We start from the raw sequence: 12,615 nt of genomic DNA on the forward strand, positions 1-12,615 counted from the left end.
TAAAAGTTATGTCTGAACCCCGCTCCACCGGCCGCCGTCCCCGCGCGGACGCTGCCCGCAACCGCCAAAAAATCCTGGACGTCGCCGCCACCGTTTTCGAGGACGACGGTCTGAGCATCTCCATGGATGCCATCGCTAAGAAGGCGGGTGTAGGTGCCGGCACCCTCTACCGCAACTTCCCCAATCGAGAGTCGCTGGTCGCCGCGGTATTAGCCGAGCGAGGGTTGCGTAAGCCTGATGTGCCTGTTGAAGCTCTGAGTAATGGTAAGGACTCGCTGGCCGCCCTCACCGTCTGGCTCAAAGCCCTCGGTGATTGGTTCGCTACCTACGAAGGATTGACCGACCCCCTACGGCGTGCGGTGGATGAATATAACTCACCACTCTCCATGCAATGCCAAGATGTGATCGCCGAACTCGATGCGCTCCTGGCGGTGGCACGTGCAGACGGATACGTACGGGAAAGCGTCAGCGGCAGAGAGCTCTACCTAGCCACACTGGGAATGGCGTGGGCCACTCAGCACTCTGCCGAACCCGAGGTCTTTTTCGAACTCTTGGCTACCGGCTGGCGTCTAAAGCCATAGCGGTCTACCCCACGGCGCGGGTGATCCTGCGATTGTTAACCCGCAGGGGCTAGAGTAAGGGGCAAACGCTCATCATCACACTGTTCTGAAAGGACTCACCGTGGGCAAGAAAAAGATCGAGCCGAAGCTGCCGAAGTCGGTTAAGCGTTCGGAGTCGAAGGTTCAGGAGCGCTTTGTGAAGGCGTTTGAGAAGTCGGTAGCTAAGCACGGTGACACCGAGCGCGCGCTGGATAAGGCCCAGGAGAAGCTCGAGAAGAAGTACGAGAAGGTCGACAAGGTCTGGGTGCCTCGCGAGGACGACAAGAAGACCAAGAAGGCGGATTCGAAGAAGAAGGAAGCCAAGAAGTCGGATAAGAAGGCCGAGTCGAAGAAGGCTGAGAAGAAGTCGCTCGACAAGAAGAAGGACGCCGGGGTCAAGAAGGCCGATGCCAAGAAGGCCGCTACCAAGAAGAAGGGCGAGAAGGCCCCGAATCGTGCGGACCTCGAAGAGCTGAAGAAGCCCGCGAAGAAGAACGCCAAAAAGGCAGAGAAGTCTGCCGAGAAGCCGGTGAAGAAGTCGAAGAAGCAGACCCCGGAGAAGCCGCAGCAGGTGCCTGATCCGGTCGCTCGGGAATCGAACGACGACACCCTGATCGAGTTCGGCGGGGCCTCCGAAGAGGTCGCCGCCTCCGCCGTGGAAACCTCGAGCCAGGTCGAGGACTCGCGCGCGAATGCCGCAGACGTGGCCGCCGCCGAAGCCGCCCTGACCACCCCGTCGGCGACCCCGGCGTCCGGCAGGGAACAGCAGACCCTGCCGGTGGAGGTGACCGACGACGAGTTCCGCAAGATCACCCGCGCCGAGCTCTACCGCGAGGCGACCGCGCTGAGCATTCGTGGGCGCTCGCGGATGTCGAAGCTGGATCTTTTCAACGCCGTCAAGGCGGCCAAGGCGCAGTAAGCTCCGCTTCGGCGTATGCCGGTGAGGTCGGGTCGCCGTGAACCGGCACCCGGCCGCGGGTTAGTCGACCGCTCGGATGAAGAACAGACACTGTTCGCGTTCGTAGCGGTCGACGACTGCTTTAACGTGAACTTCTTGCCCCGCTCGGGTGGCGGTGACGGCGGAGTCTGCGGGGTTGAGATCCCCGGGGATGTAGATGAACCGAGGGCCGGTCAGGTTGCCCTCGGGTCCGGCGTAGAGCACGCGTCGGGAGTCTTTCGAGCGGTGTTCGACGTAGGCGATGTGTGCGTCGAATTCGATGGTGCGGCCGCGGTTGTTCTGGGCGAAGTCGCCGATGCGCGCGTCGCACTCTTGATCGCGGAGGATCTCGGCGAACTCTTCGTTCTCGGCGGTGATCACCGGCTGGGTGGTGTCACGGTTCTGGATTTCGTGGGGGAGCAGGTCTGCGCCCGGTCCGGAGACCGCCCCGTTCGGCGACATGGTTGCGGGCATGGTCTCGGTGGGGTGGGGGTCGTTTCTACCCACGATGCACGATTCGAGCGCGACGAACAGCAACACGCACGCCGCGATAACCGCGGCGATCCACCCGAGGCGGTACACGGTAAGTTTCTCTGACTTCATCACCGGACGCGCGCGATCCACATGCCGCGATTCGGCACTTCGGCGCCGAGAACGTTTCGGGGTTTCGGGGAGATTCTGATCGTTCTCGGTCTGGGGCGCTGAGTGCTTGTCAGAGGTCATGTGGTTGCTTTCTGGCAAGTAGGCCGTGGTTTCGGGCGTGCGGGTAAAGGCACTAGCATAGCGAATAGACCCACGTAAGGAACCCTGTGTCTCATATGCACCAGTTGTCGCAGACCACCCCGGAGGGCCCCCGGCAGACCCCGAACCGCGCACCGCGGCATGCCCTGGCGACCGCCGTCACCGAGGTGTTTTCTCCTTTCTTCCTGGTCGGTTTTCTGCTCACCTTGATCGCGGTGGTCACCGATCCCACATGGGTAGCGCCGGTGGCGATCTGTCTGGTGTTTTTGGTGGGGATCCCACAGGCGCTGTCGATCTACATGCACCGCACGGGCAGCACCACGGATCGTTTCATTCAGGTGCGGCAGCAGCGCACCCGGTTCTACGTGATTTCGCTGGTGTCAATGCTGGTCGGCGCGGTGGCCTTGAACTTTGCCGACACCACCCACGAGGTGCGGCTGATGGTGAACCTGGCGATCGGCACGCTGGTGGCCGTCCTTCTGATTAACCTGAAGATTAAGATCAGCATCCACGCGTTCATGGCGGTGCTGACGGCCCTGGTCGCCCCGCTGTACCTGCCGGCTCAACCGCTGATGTTCGGCGCGGGCGCGGCGATGTGGGCGGCCACGGTGTGGTCGCGCTATACGCTGAAGCGCCATAGCGGTCCCGAACTCGTGCTCGGGACGCTGGGCGGCTGTCTGGTTGCCGCGCTGTTCGTCTGGTTGCGGTGAGGCTTGCATGAAGAACTAGGAGGGGCCGTCTCGGGTGAGACGGCCCCTCCCTAATTCTTAACTGGTTTCGGGGTTAGAAGGCGGTGCGTTGAGGTGTGCGGGTGAGTACCCACCAGAGCGCGCACCATGCCACTAGCTGTACTGCGGCGAGTGCGAAGATCACGACCACAGGCAACGCCTGGGCGGTGAGCGCGCTCAGCGAGATGACGGTAGAGAGGGTGCTGACCGCGACGACCGGAACTGTGCTGTTCTTACCCGTTTCTGTCTGCGCCGTGCTGGCGTAGAGGGTGAACCCGACCGAGAGGAGCATGGCCGCCAGTGCGACCGGGGTGAGCCCCTGAGAGCCGACGAAGGTCGCACCCAGGGCGAAGCAGGCGGCGGTGATCAGACGTAGGTGAAGTGTCATGTTGATTTAGCAGGAACCATTAGCGAAGACATTGGTGGGGCGGTTTAAGGTGCGAGACACCGGGGTAGCACCGGGGCCAAAACAGGCTTCTTCGTTGCCAATAAGTCGATCCACCTGCACCTGAACGTTGCCGGTGCCGCAATGGTTGTACCAATAATCATGGCCTAGAACCTGAAAACCACATTCCATAGCCAATGCGGGTGTTGTGGCGGGGCCAAATCCGGCAGTTGCTAGCGCAAGGGTTGCTGCACCGACGGAGAGCTTTTTAAAGTTTCTATTCATGACGGCCAACCCCTCGAGTGATTGTGTTGTGTGACACATTAAATCTAACACGAGGCATCTGATCCTGAAAGTAAATAAATATTGTTACTTTGAGGGGCCCGTGAATTTTCTCGGGGCTTGTGGTAGATGGAAACAACCCGGGTGTGGAACAACCCGCAGGGTGGACCTAGTGCTGGGGTGGTGGTGACGCCCCGTCTGGGAGCTGTAGCTCCGCGACTCAGGTGCAAGCGAAATGTATCTGGCGGATTGCGAGAAACTCTTTCTGTGTTAAGAATTTGAAATAAAAATATACTCACTAAAAATATTTCTCACGTCACAATCTGTATGGAAAATTACACGAAGATCTAATGGCTGTGGCGCGGCAGGTATTCCGAGGGCCATTAGAGACTTAAGTGCATCAAAGCAAAGCGAGGGCCTAAACGGGGTCTTCGCGTTTGCTCTCTCCGCTTCTCTGCGCGCTGGCTTTTAGCGACGACGCAGTTACTTTGCCGGGGCGACCTCATCCTCAGTGACCCACTTGTGGTTGGTCATCGTCATGCCGTCGGCCTCATAATCGACCATGTACACGGTCTGGTCGGTGACCTCGGCGATCGTCGCCTCCCCACCCTTCATGCCCGGCATGTGCTCTGCCTCGATCACAGCCTTGTCGCCGACCTTCAGCGGGTTCTTGCCGGCGTCCTTCAGCTCCTCCTGCACCACCCACTTGTGGTCCTTCACCGGCTCGCCGCCGTCCGTGGGGGTGTAATCCACCGCGTAGGTGGTCGTCTTATACGCACCCACGATCTTGCCCGGGGCGCCCTTCATACCTTCCATGTGGTCGGCGTTCAGCGTGACCTTGGTGCCCACCGGGTACTTGGGGTTGGTGGCCTCGGCGATACCGGCAGGTGCCGCGCCGCCGTCCATGCTGTGCTGGTGGTGGCCGTGACCGTGACCTGCCATCGACTCGCTCGCCGACGCCGCGGCCGACTGGCTCGACGACGAAGACTGGCTGGTTGCATCGCCGGAACCGTTCGCCCCACATCCGGCCAGGGTCAGGGCGGCCACCGCGGCGGTGGCGAACAGGGCGGGGGTGCGGAACATATCGGATACTCCTTCTCTACAACGGTCGCCCGAACTCCGGCGCGACCAGGTGTCATGCTGATTTAATGTGGCCCTGATCTCAGGATATGCCGCAGGGCTGGGATGTCCCTGAAAGTCCGCCGAATATGACCAACGCCTAACCTCACAACTCTTCTGTTGCCCCGCCGACGACCGGTAGGGTTGATACTTGTGCATGAAACCAATTCTCCCCAGCCCAACTCCACCGGCGAGCTGCACCCCGTGACCGGGTCGCAGGCCGCGTCCGGCTCTCACGACGCACCGATCAATCACCACAAACTTGATCGCGCCGATTTTCTGCTGCTGGCAGTCATGGTCGTGGCCGCCTTCATCCTGATTCTCAACGAGACCCTGCTTGGCGTCGCGTTGCCCTCTCTCATTGAAGACTTCAACATCGACGCTCGCACCGCCCAGTGGTCCTCCACCGGGTTCATGCTCACCATGGCCGTGGTGACCCCGGCCTCCGGATTCATCATCTCCCGCTTCAGCATCCGCACCGTCTTCTGCGGCGCGATGGCGCTCTTCTGCCTCGGCGCGCTCTCCGCTGGTTTGGCGCCCACCTTCGGATTCCTGATCGCCGGGCGCATCCTGCAAGCGATGGGCACCGGCATCATCATGCCGCTGCTGATGACCACCATGATGCGGCTCGTGCCGCCGGCCCGTATCGGACGCGCCATGGGGCTGATCGGCATGGTGATCTCCGCCGCGCCCGCCCTCGGCCCCACGGTCTCCGGACTGATCCTCGGTGTGGCCAGCTGGCACTGGCTCTTCCTCGCCGTGCTCCCCATCGGCCTCGTCGCCCTGCTGACCGGCGCGCGGCTGGCCCCGGCGTCACTCCCCGAAGGCGGCGCCGACCAAAAACTCGACCTGCTCTCGATGGTGCTCTCCACCCTGGGCTTCGGCGGACTCGTGATGGGGCTCTCCACCCTGGGCGGGGCGTCCCACGGCGCGGGAGTCACCGAGGAATCCACCGGCCCCGCGGTCAATCCGTGGCTACTCATCGTGGTCTCGCTGGTGATCCTGGCGGTCTTCGTCTGGCGGCAGCTGCGACTGCAGCGCGGCGCGAGCCCCTTCATGGACCTGCGCGTGTTCACCTACTACCCGTTCGTGCTGACCGTGCTCATGACCTCCACCGCGATGGGCGTGCTGCTGGGCAGCTCGGTGCTGTTACCGCTCTACACCGTGAACGTGCTGGGCATGAACGCGCTGACCACCGGCCTGGTGCTCCTGCCCGGTGGCGTGGCATCTGCCCTGCTCAGCCCCGTGGTCGGCGGGCTCTCCGATAAGTTCGGCGCCCGCGCCCTGGTGATTCCCGGCGCGATGGTGTTCTCCGGCGCGATCTGGCTGATGACCTTCTTCGGCGCCGGCACCCCGGTCTGGTTCATCGTGGCCACCTACTTCGTGCTCAGCGCCTCGATCCCGTTCATGAGCACCCCGATGATGGGTCTGGGCCTGGGGTCCTTGCCGGGCCGCCTCTACTCCTACGGTTCTTCGGCGATGACCACGGTGCAGCAGGTTGCCTCGGCGGCGTCCACCGCGATCTTCGTGGCGCTCATGGGCATCGGCGCCCAAGCTTTCGACGGCGACCCCACCTCGGTGTCGGCTCAGGCAGCCGGCGTGCACCTGGCGTTGTTGGTCGCCGCGTGCCTCTCGCTGGTGGCCGTGGTCGTGGCGCTGATTTTGCCGCGTCGGGCCGCCCTGCCGGCGTCCGAACAGGTGGTTGACCACTAAGGACGCAGCGGGCAACGCGGTCTCCCCGTGGGGTTGGCCGCGGTTCGGGTCTTCGGTTGGCCGCGGTGCTGACCGCGAAATGTTGACCGCGGCCCCGTCCCCGAAAGTTTGTACCCGCAAAATCACCCAGTATGTCCTTATTGACATACTGGGTGATTTTCGGGGTACAAACTGCCTCACGCCCGGGCGTTTCGCCAGCCCACACCGGCGTCCGGTAGGAAGAACCTACTGGGCGCGGTGCTCACGCAACTGGCGCTGCGCCTCCTTGAGCGAGACGTCCTTGCCCTTGTTATAGGGCAACTTCGCCAAGGCCTCACCCATCATGCAGGAGTTGCTCACCGCGGCGTACACGAGGCCGCCACCGATCGCCCCCGAAAGCCACTTTGCCTTCGGGAACACGGTGCTGGTCAGAACGCCCGCGCCCACAATAGAACCGGCCACCAAGCGCACCTGACGCTCCATATCCCAGCGGGCCTTACCCTGGTTGAGCGGCAATTCCTTGGACGAGCGCCATGCCTCCATGCCGCCCTCCAGTACTGAAAGCCCAGTGATACCCACGCTCTCCAGTTTTTGTTGCGCTCGCTGCGCGCGGGCGCCCGAGCGGCAGATGATGACGGTGTCGCGATCAATGTCGGCGCTGAGCTCCTCGGGATGCTCATCAATCAGATTCAGCGGAACGTTGACGCTACCGGGAATGTGCGAGCTTTCGTATTCGGCGGGGGTGCGCACGTCGAGCAAAAGCAGGTCGCGGCCCTCCTCTCGCATCTGAGCCAGATCAGTAACCGATGTCTTGAAGGGAAGTGCCATGATAGTTCTCCTAGAAATAGTTATTTTTTATGAAAGATGAAGGACGTTCTGCGCCAGCATGTAGAGCGCCACGAGAATGAGGAACCCGGCGAAACCGCGCTGCAGTACGTGGCGAGGAACCTGAGACATGAGTCGGGCACCGGCCACAGTGCCGAGTATCGTCGCGCCCGCGAAGGGGGCCACGATCGTCCAGTCGAGTTGCGCGAGCTCACCGGCGCGTAGCCCCAGCGTGACCAGACTGTTGATGAGCATGACGAGCAACGAGGTGCCGATCGCCGTGTTCATGCTGAACCCCAGCACGAGCGAAAGCGCCGGTACGATCGCGAACCCGCCGCCTACGCCGAAGAAACCGGTCAATAGACCCACGCCGCTGGCCGTTGCCACCAGGCGCGGTTTGCTCACTCCACCCAGGACGCCGCCGGCCGGCCCGTTCTCCCCGGTGCGGTCTGCGCTCGCGGTGGGTTGATCGGCTGGATCTGACTGCACCGTCCGATCCGCTCGGCGAGGCGCTGGGCCCCGCAGGCTCTTGCGGATCATTAACCCGGCAACAATCAGGAGTAGCACCGCGAACAGGGTGAGCAGCAATCGACCGTCGATGCCCACGGCCAACCGGCTGCCGATAAACGACCCGATGATGCCCAGGCCGCCGAAAATCGCGCCTTCCCGCCAGCGCACGTTGCCGCGGCGTAGGTGCGGGGCCAGGCCGGCCAGCGCGCCGATGCCCACGATGATCAACGAAGCGACGGTGGCCTCGTGGGCCGAAAAACTTGCTCCGTAGACCAACACCGGGATGCTGAGGATTGCTCCACCGCCGCCGAGCCCACCGATGAGCAGGCCGACCACGATTCCACCGATGAGGGCAATGAGCAGTGTAGACATTAGCGAACCGACTCCGTTTGAGTAGCGGGTTGGGTGACAGCCTGGCCGGCAACCCACGTCTTAAAACCGCCGTCCAGGTTCTTGGCAACGACGTTGTGTGCTGCCAAGATGCGGGCAGCGGTGTGACCGCGTACACCTACCGCGCAGTGCACGATTACCTCTTCCGAGGGTATCTCGTCGAGACGATCCCGAAGTTCATCGACGGGGATGTTGATCGCACCGGGGATTGCTCCGGCTGCGAACTCACCGGGGGAGCGCACATCGATCACCGTGGCTCCTGCCTGTTGGGCGGCGGCCAGTTCGTGCCACTGATTGGAGTTCGCGGTACCGTCTGCCAGGTTCTGGTTGACGTAACCGAGCATATTCAGCGCGTCTTTGGCGGTACCGTAGGCCGGTGCATAGGCAAGCTCGAGGTCGGCCAGATCGGAAGCCCTCAGCCCACCAGCCATTGCCGTTGCAATAACGTCGATGCGTTTGTCCACGCCGTCTTCACCCACGCCTTGAGCGCCGAGGATGGCGTCGGTGTCGGGGTCGACGAGTAGCTTCAACGCCATGGGTTTGGCGCCGGGGTAGTAGGTAGCGTGTGCGAAGGGATGCGTGTGTATCGTGCGGAACTTCTTGCCTGCGGCGAGTAACCGCTTCTCGTTCCATCCGGTGGCTGCCACCTGCAAACCGAAGACGCCGACGATCGCGGTACCCAGCGAGGGGCGGTCTTTTTGAACGCGCCCACACAGGATATCGGCGAGAACGCGACCCTGGCGGTTGGCGGTGTTTGCCAGCGGGACGAGCGCGGTGGCTTGCCCGATGCCGTCACGCTTCTCCACGGCGTCGCCGATTGCAAAGATATTGGGGTCCGAAGTCTGCAGTTTCTCGTTGACCGCAATGCCTCCCAACGGGCCCAATTCCAGGCCGGCGTCCTGCGCCAGAGTGGTCTCGGGGCGTACCCCGATCGCGGCGATCACGACGTCGGCGGGTATCTCTTCGCCGGTGTTGGTGGTGACTCCGCTTGCGGTGATCGCCTGGGCTGCGGCGTTGAGGTGCAGGTGAACACCGTTATCGCGCAACCGGTCGTGGACGAGGGAGGCAAGTTCCGGGTCGAGGGGCGCCATCACCTGCGGGCTGAACTCGATGAGGTGAGTGGTGATGCCGCGATGGGTGAGGTTTTCTGCGACTTCTACTCCGATGAAACCACCGCCTATGATGGCAACACTCTTGGCGTTGGACACGGCCGAGTGGATGCGGTCGGTGTCTTCGATGTCTCGCAAGGTGAAGGCGTTTTCGATACCGGGGATAGGCGGTAGGACGGGCCGGGCGCCCGGTGAGAGCACGAGCTGGTCGTAGTGCAGTTGGTACGTTTCATTCTCGCCCGAGCGCACGGTGAGAACCTGGTTTTCACGGTCGATGGCAGTCGCTTCGGCGTTGACGCGTACGTCAAGGGCAAACCGCTCGGCGAGGGACTGCGGGGTCTGAAGAAGGAGGGCGGAGCGGTCGGTGATGACCTCACCGACGTAGTAGGGCAGACCACAGTTGGCGAACGAGACATATCCGCTCTTTTCGAGCACAACGATGTTGAGGTTTTCGTCGAGGCGACGCAGGCGGGTGGCGGTGCTCATGCCACCAGCCACGCCGCCGATAATGACGATGGTGCGAGGGGCACCTGAGGGGTCTGAAGAAGTTTTCATAACTCTATAGTGATACCCCTGGGGGTATTTGTCAAATACCCGCGGGGGTATTGTAGAATAAGCGTATGCAACTAGATACTGAAGAACTTCAAGGCGTGGTGCGCCGCCTCAAGCGCGCCCAGGGTCAGATTGGCGGCATCATCAAGATGATCGAAGAGGGTCGTGACTGTAAGGACGTCGTCACCCAGCTCGCTGCCGTGTCGAAAGCCCTCGATCGCGCTGGGTTCGTGGTCATTGCCACCGGTCTACGTGAGTGTGTTGTCAATGGTGAAGATGGCGAGCAGGAGCTCAATATTGCACAGATGGAGAAGATGTTCCTCTCACTAGCGTAGGGAAGGTTTGGAGCATCTGATGATGCCCCGTGGATTACTCGAAGGTCGTTGCTGGCCGGGGAGTGATGCACGGGGCATTTCTGTCTTAATCTCATCAACCGCATCTGGGCGTGTCTCTGTGGGTAGGTGTGGTCTGACTTTCTCGGTTGGTGCCGCTCATTGGTGAGTAAACGCCGATTTGCCCCATATCGTCGGCGGCCCGGCGTGACGGTCTTTTCTGAGTCATGAGGGTGGTTGGGTAAAACCGGCTCCTATGGGTCGGTCAAAAAAGGGGGGGTGGACTGGGAATGCTTTATAAATACGGACAACATCGTTTCTGTTTCTTAAGCAACGAGTGTCTATCGGGTCTCATGTGATGCAATTTTGAAATGTTTTCCTGATGAAAGTAGATGAGGGCTACAGGGCCAAACTAGAGGTTGTCGTTTTAGACGACACGTGTAGTGATTACTCAGAGGTAATGTATGGTAAACCGCGCCGCGGGGTGCATCCTCCCACATCAGCGGCGGGTGTCTCGACTGCAGGGTATGGAGGGTGGTTCGGTATTGAGGTCATTCTTTGTGCCGGGTTGGTAGGTGGGAACTGCCGGTGGAAACAGGGGTTATATGAATGTCGTTAGAGCAAATATGAGACCTGGTTGGTAGAAACTAAAGAGACTAAACATTAGTGTGGTCAGACCTTAGAATATATTTCTCTGTAAAGTGTTAAAGTAAAGTTGAGAATAGGTTTTGTAAAGATAGCTGTCTGAATAGGCTGTGCACCACATGGGAGAAACCTGAAAGGCCGTGGGGAGGTCGGTTGCGGCTGTGGGTTTTCTGGGTGATAGACTTCGCCCGTTTAGGGGAGCTTATGGCGCAGCGTCATGTCAGCCAGTCTTTTCTCACCCCTCGCTGTCGTGTCGCGCCTCCCGGCCGCGATGAGAGTGTGAGGCGAAGCTGGGTCGCGACGAGTGGTTCACAAGGCTCTAATCGGCCCCTGACTAAGGGTGTTGATAGATTACGTTAACTAAACTGATTGTCGCGTATCTTCCGCCGGGCTCCCTTTTTAAAATATTTCTCAAGAAATGCTCTCTAAGATATGGGAATCGATAAAATTTACGTGTATAAATGAGTAGTCGGTTGACGCGAAACAACCGCACTAAGGACGATCCTCAGTATCTGCTAAATCTGAGATCCGTCCGGATTCCTCGATTATGGTGAGCGCAGCGTCCGACGTTGCTCGGCGTATGCGCTGATTTCCCCAGCCCCTCGGCATTTCCCCTAAGATGTCGAGGGGCGTCGAGGTATCTGAGGGCTTTTACTCCCTGGCCTGTTACAACCGGGCCGTGCGGTTCTTCCGATCCCTGTTTCTACCCCGTTTCTTCCGCGCACCGTGCCGCGTAGGCTGGTGGTATGAGTGAATCCATTGAATACCGCCAGCTCGGCGCCTCCGGCCTCACCGTCTCAACTGTGGGCCTCGGATGCAACAACCTGGGACGCGCCGGAACCCCCACCGAAGATCAAGACGGAGTCAACTCCGTGATCTCGGCCGCCTACGAGGCCGGCATCAATCTCTTCGACGTTGCTGATATCTACGGCAAAACCCCCGGCACCAGCGAAAAAATGTTTGGCTCAGCCCTCCAACACCTGGGTTCTTCCGCACGTGATGACATCGTGGTCGTGTCTAAATTCGGCATGGACATGAAGGGCAGCAACGGCACCGACCACGGCGCGCGCGGCTCCCGCCGCTACATCATGCGCGCGGTCGAGGCGTCCTTGAAGCGGCTGGGCACCGACCACATCGACCTGTACTTCTACCACACCCCAGACGGTGTGACCCCGGCCGAAGAAACGCTCGCCGCGCTGAACACCCTGATCGACCAGGGCAAGGTTCGCTACATCGGCCACTCCAACCACGCCGGGTGGCAGATCGCCCAAGCCGAGTACATCGCCCGCGAACTGGGCGCGCAACGGTACGTGGCGGCCGAGAACCACTACAACCTGCTCGACCGACGCGCCGAACTCGAGGTCATGCCCGCCGCCCGCCATTTCAACCTCGGCGTGTTGCCGTACTTCCCGCTGGCGAACGGCCTGCTGACCGGCAAATACCGCAAGGGGCAGGCCCCCGAGGGATCCCGGCTTTCTCACTCGAAGAAAGAGGTGCTCGAGAATGCCGACTGGAACCAGCTCGAGGCCTTCTCTGCGTTCTGTGCAGAGCGCGGGATCACCGAGGTGCAGGCGGCCTTCAGTTGGCTCGCCGCGCAGTCACCGGTGGCCTCGGTGATCGCCGGGGCAACCACCGTCGACCAGGTGCGCACCAACGCGGCCGCGGCGTCCGTGGAATTCACCGCGGACGACCTCGCGAAACTCGACGAGATCTTCCCCGCACCCGCGCGGATCGCGCTCTTCTAGGCGGATGCCCGCCTGGGCGTACCG

13 protein-coding genes are annotated in these 12,615 nt (G+C 61.2%); 6 read left to right on the forward strand and 7 right to left on the reverse strand.

The annotated features are described in order from the left end of the window. The first annotated feature begins 8 nt into the window (after window positions 1-8). Together VVR12_RS07610 and VVR12_RS07615 are read left to right on the forward strand one after the other, a co-directional pair. The gene (locus tag VVR12_RS07610) at window positions 9-581 is read left to right on the forward strand and encodes a TetR/AcrR family transcriptional regulator (RefSeq protein ID WP_368550594.1); all 573 of its coding nucleotides are present in this window, start codon (window positions 9-11) and stop codon (window positions 579-581) included. A gap of 100 nt (window positions 582-681) precedes the next feature. Further along, the gene (locus tag VVR12_RS07615) at window positions 682-1,518 is read left to right on the forward strand and encodes a hypothetical protein (RefSeq protein WP_368550595.1); all 837 of its coding nucleotides are present in this window, start codon (window positions 682-684) and stop codon (window positions 1,516-1,518) included. A gap of 60 nt (window positions 1,519-1,578) precedes the next feature. Here the strand turns inward: VVR12_RS07615 and VVR12_RS07620 are convergent, their stop codons facing one another. Beyond that, window positions 1,579-2,259, reverse strand: coding sequence for a DUF4839 domain-containing protein (locus tag VVR12_RS07620; protein WP_368550596.1), 681 nt, complete (start codon window positions 2,257-2,259; stop codon window positions 1,579-1,581). A 95-nt stretch (window positions 2,260-2,354) separates the two neighbouring features. Here VVR12_RS07620 and VVR12_RS07625 point away from each other — a divergent pair, with 95 nt between their 5' ends. Continuing rightward, entirely contained in the window at window positions 2,355-2,987 is a 633-nt protein-coding gene (locus VVR12_RS07625) for a hypothetical protein (protein ID WP_368550597.1), read from the forward strand. A 73-nt stretch (window positions 2,988-3,060) separates the two neighbouring features. Here VVR12_RS07625 and VVR12_RS07630 read toward each other — a convergent pair whose 3' ends face one another. The 3 genes from VVR12_RS07630 to VVR12_RS07640 all read right to left on the reverse strand — a co-directional run bounded on the left by VVR12_RS07630 (window position 3,061) and on the right by VVR12_RS07640 (window position 4,755). Further along, window positions 3,061-3,393, reverse strand: a complete 333-nt coding sequence (locus VVR12_RS07630) for a hypothetical protein (protein ID WP_368550598.1) — start codon at window positions 3,391-3,393, stop codon at window positions 3,061-3,063. Between the two features lie 6 nt (window positions 3,394-3,399). After that, window positions 3,400-3,675 (reverse strand): DUF6355 family natural product biosynthesis protein, encoded by a 276-nt coding sequence (locus tag VVR12_RS07635; RefSeq protein ID WP_368550599.1) that lies wholly within the window; start codon window positions 3,673-3,675, stop codon window positions 3,400-3,402. A 480-nt stretch (window positions 3,676-4,155) separates the two neighbouring features. Next, window positions 4,156-4,755, reverse strand: coding sequence for a YdhK family protein (locus VVR12_RS07640; protein WP_368550600.1), 600 nt, complete (start codon window positions 4,753-4,755; stop codon window positions 4,156-4,158). Window positions 4,756-4,944: 189 nt separating this feature from the next. Here VVR12_RS07640 and VVR12_RS07645 point away from each other — a divergent pair, with 189 nt between their 5' ends. Further along, window positions 4,945-6,504 carry an MDR family MFS transporter gene (locus VVR12_RS07645; protein ID WP_368550601.1) on the forward strand — a complete coding sequence of 520 codons (1,560 nt, stop codon included), beginning with the start codon at window positions 4,945-4,947 and terminating at the stop codon, window positions 6,502-6,504. Between the two features lie 225 nt (window positions 6,505-6,729). Here the strand turns inward: VVR12_RS07645 and VVR12_RS07650 are convergent, their stop codons facing one another. Genes VVR12_RS07650 through VVR12_RS07660 form a run of 3 tightly spaced genes read right to left on the reverse strand, consistent with a single transcriptional unit; the run spans window position 6,730 to window position 9,872 of the window. Further along, window positions 6,730-7,311 (reverse strand): rhodanese-like domain-containing protein, encoded by a 582-nt coding sequence (locus tag VVR12_RS07650; protein WP_368550602.1) that lies wholly within the window; start codon window positions 7,309-7,311, stop codon window positions 6,730-6,732. Between the two features lie 27 nt (window positions 7,312-7,338). Next, window positions 7,339-8,190, reverse strand: a complete 852-nt coding sequence (locus VVR12_RS07655; protein ID WP_368550603.1) for a sulfite exporter TauE/SafE family protein — start codon at window positions 8,188-8,190, stop codon at window positions 7,339-7,341. Further along, window positions 8,190-9,872: an FAD-dependent oxidoreductase gene (locus VVR12_RS07660; protein ID WP_368550604.1), complete on the reverse strand. Its 1,683-nt coding sequence runs from the start codon at window positions 9,870-9,872 to the stop codon at window positions 8,190-8,192. The genes VVR12_RS07655 and VVR12_RS07660 overlap by 1 nt, the downstream gene beginning before the upstream one ends. A gap of 65 nt (window positions 9,873-9,937) precedes the next feature. Here VVR12_RS07660 and VVR12_RS07665 point away from each other — a divergent pair, with 65 nt between their 5' ends. Both VVR12_RS07665 and VVR12_RS07670 read left to right on the forward strand, forming a co-directional pair. Beyond that, on the forward strand, window positions 9,938-10,204 hold the full coding sequence (locus VVR12_RS07665) for a metal-sensitive transcriptional regulator (RefSeq protein ID WP_368550605.1): 267 nt from the start codon (window positions 9,938-9,940) through the stop codon (window positions 10,202-10,204). 1,388 nt (window positions 10,205-11,592) lie between these two features. Further along, the gene (locus VVR12_RS07670; protein ID WP_368550606.1) at window positions 11,593-12,591 is read left to right on the forward strand and encodes an aldo/keto reductase; all 999 of its coding nucleotides are present in this window, start codon (window positions 11,593-11,595) and stop codon (window positions 12,589-12,591) included. The last annotated feature ends 24 nt before the right edge of the window (window positions 12,592-12,615 follow it).

Origin of the sequence: Rothia sp. LK2588 (assembly GCF_040946465.1) — a bacterium.
In the GTDB taxonomy this organism is placed as follows: domain Bacteria; phylum Actinomycetota; class Actinomycetes; order Actinomycetales; family Micrococcaceae; genus Rothia.

Coding starts and splice junctions, on each gene's coding strand:
- VVR12_RS07610 (WP_368550594.1), top strand. CDS start 9: ATGTCTGAACCCCGCTCCACCGGCCGCCGTCCCCGCGCGGACGCTGCC.
- VVR12_RS07620 (WP_368550596.1), bottom strand. CDS start 2,259: ATGACCTCTGACAAGCACTCAGCGCCCCAGACCGAGAACGATCAGAAT.
- VVR12_RS07625 (WP_368550597.1), top strand. CDS start 2,355: ATGCACCAGTTGTCGCAGACCACCCCGGAGGGCCCCCGGCAGACCCCG.
- VVR12_RS07630 (WP_368550598.1), bottom strand. CDS start 3,393: ATGACACTTCACCTACGTCTGATCACCGCCGCCTGCTTCGCCCTGGGT.
- VVR12_RS07635 (WP_368550599.1), bottom strand. CDS start 3,675: ATGAATAGAAACTTTAAAAAGCTCTCCGTCGGTGCAGCAACCCTTGCG.
- VVR12_RS07640 (WP_368550600.1), bottom strand. CDS start 4,755: ATGTTCCGCACCCCCGCCCTGTTCGCCACCGCCGCGGTGGCCGCCCTG.
- VVR12_RS07650 (WP_368550602.1), bottom strand. CDS start 7,311: ATGGCACTTCCCTTCAAGACATCGGTTACTGATCTGGCTCAGATGCGA.
- VVR12_RS07655 (WP_368550603.1), bottom strand. CDS start 8,190: ATGTCTACACTGCTCATTGCCCTCATCGGTGGAATCGTGGTCGGCCTG.
- VVR12_RS07660 (WP_368550604.1), bottom strand. CDS start 9,872: ATGAAAACTTCTTCAGACCCCTCAGGTGCCCCTCGCACCATCGTCATT.
- VVR12_RS07665 (WP_368550605.1), top strand. CDS start 9,938: ATGCAACTAGATACTGAAGAACTTCAAGGCGTGGTGCGCCGCCTCAAG.
- VVR12_RS07670 (WP_368550606.1), top strand. CDS start 11,593: ATGAGTGAATCCATTGAATACCGCCAGCTCGGCGCCTCCGGCCTCACC.